Origin of the sequence: Vibrio sp. 10N.222.49.C12 (assembly GCF_041475025.1) — a bacterium.
Lineage (GTDB): Bacteria > Pseudomonadota > Gammaproteobacteria > Enterobacterales > Vibrionaceae > Vibrio > Vibrio crassostreae_C.
Genome location: NZ_JBFRVF010000073.1, coordinates 23,198 through 31,349 on the forward strand (window position 1 = coordinate 23,198; position 8,152 = coordinate 31,349).

An 8,152-nucleotide genomic window follows, 5' to 3' on the forward strand; every position below is an offset into this window, starting at 1 on the left:
GTCTTATTAGACGGTGTTGCAGTCGGGGAATTGAGTATTAACGCCAAGTGCTTTTGTAACGACTTATGGTTTACATAAGTGCGTCTGTCATTTTGAAACCGTAGACAACTACTAGGCCAATGATTCCGGTCATCACCAAGTAGTAGAACGTTGGGATAATCGTTTTACGTAATGTTGCACCTTCACGTCCTAGTAAGCCTACGGTTGCCGATGCGGCGACCACGTTGTGAATCGCAATCATGTTACCTGCTGCTGCGCCCACCGCTTGTAGAGCGACAACCACCGCACTAGAGATCGACAGTGTTTGTGCTACTTCGAATTGGAACTGGCTGAACATCATGTTTGAAACTGTGTTAGATCCTGCAATGAAAGCACCTAACGCACCGATCGTTGCACTTAACGCTGGGAATGCGCCGCCGACTAGGTCAGCTGCAAAGTTAGCAGTTGTTACTGGCATACTCGCTAAATCAGAACCGTTCACACCTGAGTTAATGAAGATACGGACCATTGGGATGGTGAACACCAATACAAAGCCGGCACCAATCAGTGTTTTGCTCGATTCCCCAAAGGCTTTAGCCAATGGTGCTGCGCTGCGTGATTGCATTAGAACAGCAACCAGTGCGACGAAGACCAAGATGCCGCCAGGTAGGTACAGAGGTTGAATCGCTGTGCTTACGCCTGTCTCGCCAAGGATGTTGCTGAAAGAAAGGCTAACGCTCTTAAGTAGGCCTTTGAACTCAGGGCTCACACGGCTAGCAACTAGAGTGACAGCGAGCAGCACGTAAGGTGCCCATGCCATCGCCATGCTCATTTTCTTATGGCTTTGGTTGTTGTCATCAAGGTCGATTTTCAAAGAACCTAACCATTCTGCTGGCCACTTGTCTTCGCTCTCAAAATCCCATTTTGATTTAGGTACTAGGAAGCCGCGTTTTGCTGCTGTTACAACAATCGCAAGGCCAACCAAACCACCAATCAGTGATGGGAACTCAGCACCTAAGAAAACACCTGTTAGTGCGTAAGGAATAGTGAAAGCAGCACCTGCGAACAGTGCGAACGGCAGGATATCAAGACCTTCAGTCCAGCTTTTGTTCTTACCGAAGAAGCGAGTCAGCATCATCGCCATCAATACAGGAATCATCACACCAACACAGGCGTGGATGATCGCAACACTTGACGTGATTTGTTGTAGGTAAGCGTCCCATGTTGAACCATTGGCAATCAGGCTTTCACCGATGTTGTGCGTATCTAAACCTTTGTTCACACCAACGATGATAGGTGTACCAACCGCGCCGAATGATACTGGCGTAGATTGGATCATCATGCCCATCAGTACCGCAGCCAGCGCAGGGAAGCCGATAGCAACCAGCAGTGGTGCAGCGATGGCAGCTGGTGTGCCGAAGCCAGATGCGCCCTCAATGAATGAACCGAAACACCAAGCAATGATGATTGCTTGAACACGACGGTCAGCGGATATATCAGTGAATCCGTTGCGGATGGTGGTGATAGCTCCGGTGTGTTTCAAAGTGTTTAATAAGAAGATGGCGCCGAACACAATCCAGAGAACCGACACTGTAATGCCGAAGCCTTGGAATACAGAAGCCAGCACGCGAGTGCCAGACATGTCCCAAGCAAGTAGGGCGATAGCAACGGTTAAGGCAAATGCCACAGGCATCGCTTTTTTTGCAGGCCAGTTAAGGCCAACCAGCAGAATCGCTGCAACAACTATTGGTGAAAATGCCAATAGGGCTAGTAGAGTTTCACTCATGGGTACTTCCTCGTACTGTTTTCAAACGTTCATGTTTGAAGTAAAGATCACGTTATGGTTTGTCATTATTTGAATCGCTTTGGCCTCTAAACGGGAACCTTCTTTAGGCGAATCTTGTAATTGGAATGACTGTTTTTGTAATTGTTTTGTTAATTTGGCGTGAATTTACCCCTTTATTTTTTATTGATATAGGGAAATAATGAAAATAATTAATTCCAAAATTGGCATAATCAGATGCGAGCAGACGATTTGATCCTGTTTTCACAGGTGGTAGAACTAGGCAGCTTCAGTAAGGTGGCAGAGCAAAATAACCTTACAAATTCGGTAGTTAGTAAAAGAATTGCGCGTTTAGAGGAAGAGATTGGCGTGCAATTATTATATCGAACCACGCGTAAATTGACCTTGACTGAGGCGGGCAAGGCAATGTTACACGGGGCCAAAAATGTGAAGCAGGCAGCTCAAGAGGCTATGGACGCAGTTTCAGGCTTTGGTGAAAATGTCAGTGGTCATATCAAAATGTCAGTGCCTACTATCTCCGGAGATTTGATTCTCGCAGACGCTGTGGCCGAGTTTTGTAATATGCACCCAGGTTTAACGGTCGATATGTCTCTGAATAATCGCTTTGTCGACTTGGTTGAGGATGGTCTCGATTTGGTGATTCGAACCGGCTACTTGGAAGATTCAAGCCTCATTGCTCGTCATATATTGGATTCACAATGGGTGGTGTGCGCTTCGCCGTCTTATATTGCTAAGAACGGTAAGCCGATGCTGCCTAAAGATTTAGTGCAGCACAATTGCTTGCAATACGCCTATCAAACAACGGGTGCTAGCGAATGGCAGTTTCTGCATAGTAAAGATGGCTGTACCGACAATGACAAATATATCGTGCGTGTTGCGGGCTCTTTTTCGACTGACAATGCGACCGCGTTAAGAAAAGCGGCGCTGGGTGGGCATGGTGTGGCGTACGTACCACGTTGTCTGGTTTATCACGACATTCGCAATGGTCAGCTGGTGGATATCTTCCCTGATTTGGTAGGCAAAAAGTTGGGAATTTATGCGGTGTACCCTTTTACTCGCCAGCCACCAAACAAGATTAAGTTATTGATTGAACATATCAGAACGCGCTACTTGACGATTTCTCACTATTTTTAATAAGGATCACGATGAGCTATTTAAAAGAGTATCCATATCCAATCACCAATAAACAGATCGTCAGCGATGACTACTTTGGTCAGATAATCGAAGACCCATATCGTTGGCTAGAAGACGACAGAAGTGACGAGACCGCGAAGTGGGTGGCGAGTCAAAACGCAATCACGTTTGATTACCTCGCTCAAATCCCGTATCGCGCGGAACTGAGAGAGCGACTGGCAAAAGCACAAGACTACAAAAAGAGCTCGCAGCCGTTTGTGCGAGGTGATTATACCTATTTCTATAAGAATGATGGTCTGCAGAACCACAGTATTCTCTATCGTCAGAAAGAGGGGCAACAGGTTGAAGTCTTCCTAGATCCGAATACCTTCTCGGAAGACGGCACCACATCATTGGGCTCAGTTTCGTTCTCGAAAGATTACAGCTTAGTGGCATACAGCATCTCTGAAGGTGGTAGCGACTGGCGTAAGATCTTCGTGATTGATACCGAGACTAAACAGCAGCTTGAAGCCGAAATCACTGACGCTAAATTTACCGGTATTTCTTGGTTAGGCAATCGCGGTTTTTACTACTCCAGTTACGATAAGCCTGACGGTAGTGAACTTTCTGCTCGTACAGAACAACACAAGCTGTACTTCCATGAGTTGGGCACAGATCAAGCTAGCGACAAGGTGATCTTTGGCGAAAGCAACGATGAGCAGCATCGCTATGTATCCGGTTACACCACCGAAGACGATCGATACTTGATCATCCTCGGCAAGGAGTCGACATCAGGTAATCGACTGTTCTATATCGATTTAAAATCATCAGAGCAGTCTTTGAACACACTGATTGATCATGTGGATAGCGATACGTATCTCATCGATAACCAAGGTGAGAACTTCATTCTGTACACCAATCTTAATGCGCCGAACGGCAAGGTTGTGAGCTTTGATAGCGGCACTGAGCAGTGGCGAGATATCATCTCAGAAAAGCCACAGCCATTAGACATCAGTACTGGCGGCGGATACTTGTTTGCCCACTACATGGTGGATGTGGTGTCGAAAATTGAGCAGCTGGATTACCAAGGCAACCTAGTTCGTGAAATCCATTTACCTGGGTTGGGAACGGCCAGTGGCTTAGGTGGTAAGAAAGAGCAAACTCAGCTTTATTACACCTTTACCAACTATGTTACGCCGCCAACCATTTTCTCTTTTGATATTGAGTCGGGCAGTTCAGAAGTTTATCAGCGCTCTGAGTCACCGTTTGAATCGGATAAGTTTGAGTCTAAACAGGTCTTTTATACCTCAAAAGATGGCACTCAGGTTCCGATGCTTATCTCTTATAAGAAGGGACTAAAACTGGACGGTAATAACCCAACCATGTTGTACGCCTATGGCGGCTTTAATGTCAGCCTAACGCCTTCTTTCTCGGGGACGGTGGGCAGTTGGTTGGAATTAGGTGGCGTGTACGCAGTTCCCAACCTGAGAGGCGGCGGTGAGTACGGTAAGGCGTGGCATAAAGCGGGTACTCAGCAGCAAAAGCAGAATGTGTTTGATGACTTTATCGCTGCAGCAGAGTTCTTAATCGCCGAGAACTATACTAGTAGTGACAAGTTGGCGATTCGTGGCGGCTCTAACGGAGGCTTGCTGGTGGGTACGTGTATGACACAGAGGCCGGAGCTTTTCCAAGTGGCTCTGCCTGCTGTTGGGGTGCTAGATATGTTGCGTTACCATACCTTTACGTCTGGCGAAGGTTGGGCGTACGACTATGGTACCTCCGCGCAAAACAAAGAGATGTTCGAATACCTGCTTGGTTACTCTCCGGTTCATAACGTTGTGCGCGGTGTCGACTACCCAGCAACTTTGGTCACGACCGCGGATCATGATGACCGCGTGGTGCCCGCACACTCTTATAAGTTCATTGCAGAGCTACAAGATAAGCATGAAGGTAGTGCGCCTGTGATGATACGTATCGACGTAAATGCGGGCCATGGCGCCGGAATGCCACTGAGTAAAGCGATCGATCTCACTGCCGATATTTATGCGTTTACGCTGTTTAATATGGGCGTTGAATCTCTAGATTCGTTTTAGATAATGCTTGATTCTAGATAATTGGGTGTTTGACTCAGACTAAAAAGCCTCAAAATCGACCTTAGATTTTGAGGCTTTTCATATATATGAAAACTTATCAAAACTGCACCATATTTCCTTCATTTTTACATACACTTTTCCGTGATAGACCCCGCCATTATTGATGAAATGAAAGCGATTTCAAGCTGATATTTCACGCGTTTCCTTTCCTAAGTTTCTGATATTAAATTAATAGTTTTGGGTATGACTTTTCTAAAAGTTTCATGGCTCTCGACCTAATTTATCAGTGTGAACAGCGACCAACTTTTCAACGCTTTCATTGCTTAATATTTCCCTGTTCGATGAAAACTCAAAAAAATAATAGGGAATTACAATGCAAAAATTTAAGCTTTTGCCAATAACAGTCGCAGTGGCGGCCTCGCTTGCTTCACTCTCTTCTTTTGCTGCAGAAACGGATCTTGCTGCTCTCGAGCAACGAATCCAAGAGTTGGAATCTAGGGTTCACTTCTCCGCCTTGTTTACTGCTAACGACCAAACCGCTTACGGGGCGATTAAGGCGCTACACGATCACGGTTATAAAGTGCCAGAAGATGTGTCATTGATTGGGTTTGATGACTTACCAACGTCGAAGTATTTCACACCCGCGTTAACAACATTAAGGCAGCCAATTGAAGAGATTGGTGAAGTGTGTGCTCAGTCGATCTTGAACTTGTTATCTGGCGAGCGACATGAAGCAAGGTTGCCTCAGATTGATTTAATTGTGAGAGAGTCGACCAAATCTTTGTATCGTTAATTTCAAGACAAGCATCAAGGTGGTGCGCCTGTGATGATTCGTACTGATGTCAATGCGAACCATGGTGCAGGAATACCGCTGAGTAAAGCTATCGATCTCACCGCTTATATTTGCGCGTTCATATTGTTCAATACGGGGCAGGTAAGCTAAAACACTTTTGCCCCAAAATGGGTTACGTCTCGAGTTCGAAGAAAAATTTTCAGGCTACCTTGATATACAAAAAGTAATGAGATGCAAAAGGTAAGGCCTACCCATTATAGCTAGTAGTGTAGATGTAGGTATTACACTCAAAACAGATGTTAAGTGGTTACGTCTTATGATGGAAAAGATGGGTGAACTGTTAACTCGACTTAAATGCGGAAGCTCCAAGTGCTTAGTTATTTAACAACGCTATATTGTTCTCGTTGTCGTTAGAACTGATACTCATATGTTTATTACAGTTTAGTTCCTATGCTACTCTGGCTGCATATGTCTGTGAGGTAACACTATGAGTTTTAAGAAGCAATTAGAAGAGCATTTTCAACAGTTTGATGCATCACCAATCTTATTCGTTGGTTCTGGTGTTTCACGACGATATTTAGGGGTGAATTGTTGGGAGGGGCTATTAAAGCAGTTCTCTGAAAAGTTGGGGGAACAACATGTCAGGCTTAGAGCTCAATCCAACGGAGATCTAACTAAATATGCTCAAATTCTAGCCTCGACATATTCTGATAAGTGGTGGGATACCGAAGAAGCGAAAGATGTGATTGAGCACCAGAGCAACCTACTCATTGACGAGCAATCGCCTTTGAAGGTGTCTATATCTCAGTATATTAGTCGAGCACACGATAGCTTGACTAACGATCAAGAGTTGTTACGAGAAGTTGATCTCCTCCGAAAGGCCAATATAGATGGCATCATCACTACTAATTGGGATGTTTTTTTGGAACAGCAGTTCCCTAAGTTCACTCCATTTATTGGGCAAGACGGACTGATTACTGGCCGTAGCCATGGTATCGCTGAAATATATAAAATTCATGGTTGTTGTACAGAACCTAATTCTCTCGTTCTTACCGAGTCCGACTATGATAAGTACCGTAAGAAAAATCCATACTTGTCATCTAAATTACTGACTATGTTTATTGAGCGTCCCGTGATTTTTCTAGGGTACTCATTAACAGATGAACATATAGCCGAAATATTGGAAGACATTGTTAGCTGCTTCCCTAATTCTGGTCTTGATTTTTTAAAAAATAAGTTGCTTTTTGTGGAGTGGAAACCCGACCTAGAAGTCTCATCTGTTAGTGATTCTGTTATCCATAAAAAAATTCCTGTGAAATATGTACAAGCACCTAACTATGTCGAAATATTAGAAGTATTAGCAGAGACAAAGAAGCGGATACCTGCACATTTATTTAGGACGATTAAAGATGAACTGTATGAATTGGTTCTCACTGATGATCCTAAAGGAAAGCTATACGTGCGTGATTCTGAAACAATTGAAGATGACAGTGTCTCAACCGAGTTTGTTGTTGGGTATGGTGCTATTTCAATGGTTAAAAAGTCAGAATCGGTTATGGCTTCAAGAGGTTTGATTGGCTTAGACCGATTAGATTTGATCAGAGAAGTTGTTTTTGAAAATGATAATTACCCATCTGATGAAGTTGTCTCTAATGTGCTTCCAAATCTATGTAAAGGTAATGCTCGTGTGCCTATCTTTAGATTCTTAAGGTTGGCGAACAAAATAAATGGTGATGGCACGCTGACTGATGGGGTAAAGCTTCCAGAGGGAGTGCTTGGAAGGTTTGATGTTGGTGAAGATGCATTTAGATCTGCGGGTGGAGAGGCGCGTAGAGCCGAGAGCATAGCAGCGGTAAGAGTAGGGGTAAATGAGCTTTATAGAGAAGACTTCAGTTTATTTATAAGAATGGTGCCATTTATGGACGTCGGGTTGCTCAAACGTGACTCGGACGACTTATTGAAAATACTAAAAAAGCACATTGATGAAGCACTTGCAACTTCACTATCTAGTGGGTTTTGTAAAGTGGTTTGTCTGTATGACTTGATTAAAAATAGTAATCGATATTAATAAGCTAAAAGTGCATTAAAGGAGTATGAGCTGCCACGAAATTTTTAGATTTCGACTTGTCGGGGATGAGTGAAACTAGCTACTAGTTCGTAGGTCCTTTGAATGATTTACCTTAGCAGCGCTAATAGCAAAACCTCCAAAAAGGAGGCCAAATTTGATGATCCACTACACTCATGGAAAATGACAAGCAAACCGTAGTGAGAATGGACTAAATCCAGTACACTATAGGATACTGAAAACGGTCTTCTATCAATCAATCTTCACCTACCGGGTGAGAGACATACCCTATCTGGCAGGGTAGA

The 8,152-nt window shown here is 44.2% G+C and carries 5 protein-coding genes; 4 read left to right on the top strand and 1 reads right to left on the bottom strand.

Annotated features, from left to right (window positions below; genetic code table 11):
* Nucleotides 1-70: 70 nt before the first annotated feature.
* Nucleotides 71-1,765: an L-lactate permease gene (locus AB4583_RS19055; RefSeq protein ID WP_372118801.1), complete on the bottom strand. Its 1,695-nt coding sequence runs from the start codon at nt 1,763-1,765 to the stop codon at nt 71-73.
* A 234-nt stretch (nt 1,766-1,999) separates the two neighbouring features.
* Between AB4583_RS19055 and AB4583_RS19060 the strand changes: the two genes are divergently transcribed.
* The 4 genes from AB4583_RS19060 (at nt 2,000) to AB4583_RS19075 (ending at nt 7,850) form a co-directional block, all read left to right on the top strand.
* Nucleotides 2,000-2,917 (top strand): LysR family transcriptional regulator, encoded by a 918-nt coding sequence (locus AB4583_RS19060; protein WP_017068571.1) that lies wholly within the window; start codon nt 2,000-2,002, stop codon nt 2,915-2,917.
* 11 nt (nt 2,918-2,928) lie between these two features.
* The gene (locus AB4583_RS19065; RefSeq protein ID WP_372118805.1) at nt 2,929-4,989 is read left to right on the top strand and encodes a prolyl oligopeptidase family protein; all 2,061 of its coding nucleotides are present in this window, start codon (nt 2,929-2,931) and stop codon (nt 4,987-4,989) included.
* A gap of 373 nt (nt 4,990-5,362) precedes the next feature.
* Complete coding sequence (locus AB4583_RS19070) at nt 5,363-5,782, top strand: substrate-binding domain-containing protein (protein WP_372118808.1); 420 nt, start codon at nt 5,363-5,365, stop codon at nt 5,780-5,782.
* A 487-nt stretch (nt 5,783-6,269) separates the two neighbouring features.
* Complete coding sequence (locus tag AB4583_RS19075) at nt 6,270-7,850, top strand: SIR2 family protein (RefSeq protein WP_372118811.1); 1,581 nt, start codon at nt 6,270-6,272, stop codon at nt 7,848-7,850.
* The last annotated feature ends 302 nt before the right edge of the window (nt 7,851-8,152 follow it).

Coding starts and splice junctions, on each gene's coding strand:
- AB4583_RS19055 (WP_372118801.1), bottom strand. CDS start 1,765: ATGAGTGAAACTCTACTAGCCCTATTGGCATTTTCACCAATAGTTGTT.
- AB4583_RS19060 (WP_017068571.1), top strand. CDS start 2,000: ATGCGAGCAGACGATTTGATCCTGTTTTCACAGGTGGTAGAACTAGGC.
- AB4583_RS19065 (WP_372118805.1), top strand. CDS start 2,929: ATGAGCTATTTAAAAGAGTATCCATATCCAATCACCAATAAACAGATC.
- AB4583_RS19070 (WP_372118808.1), top strand. CDS start 5,363: ATGCAAAAATTTAAGCTTTTGCCAATAACAGTCGCAGTGGCGGCCTCG.
- AB4583_RS19075 (WP_372118811.1), top strand. CDS start 6,270: ATGAGTTTTAAGAAGCAATTAGAAGAGCATTTTCAACAGTTTGATGCA.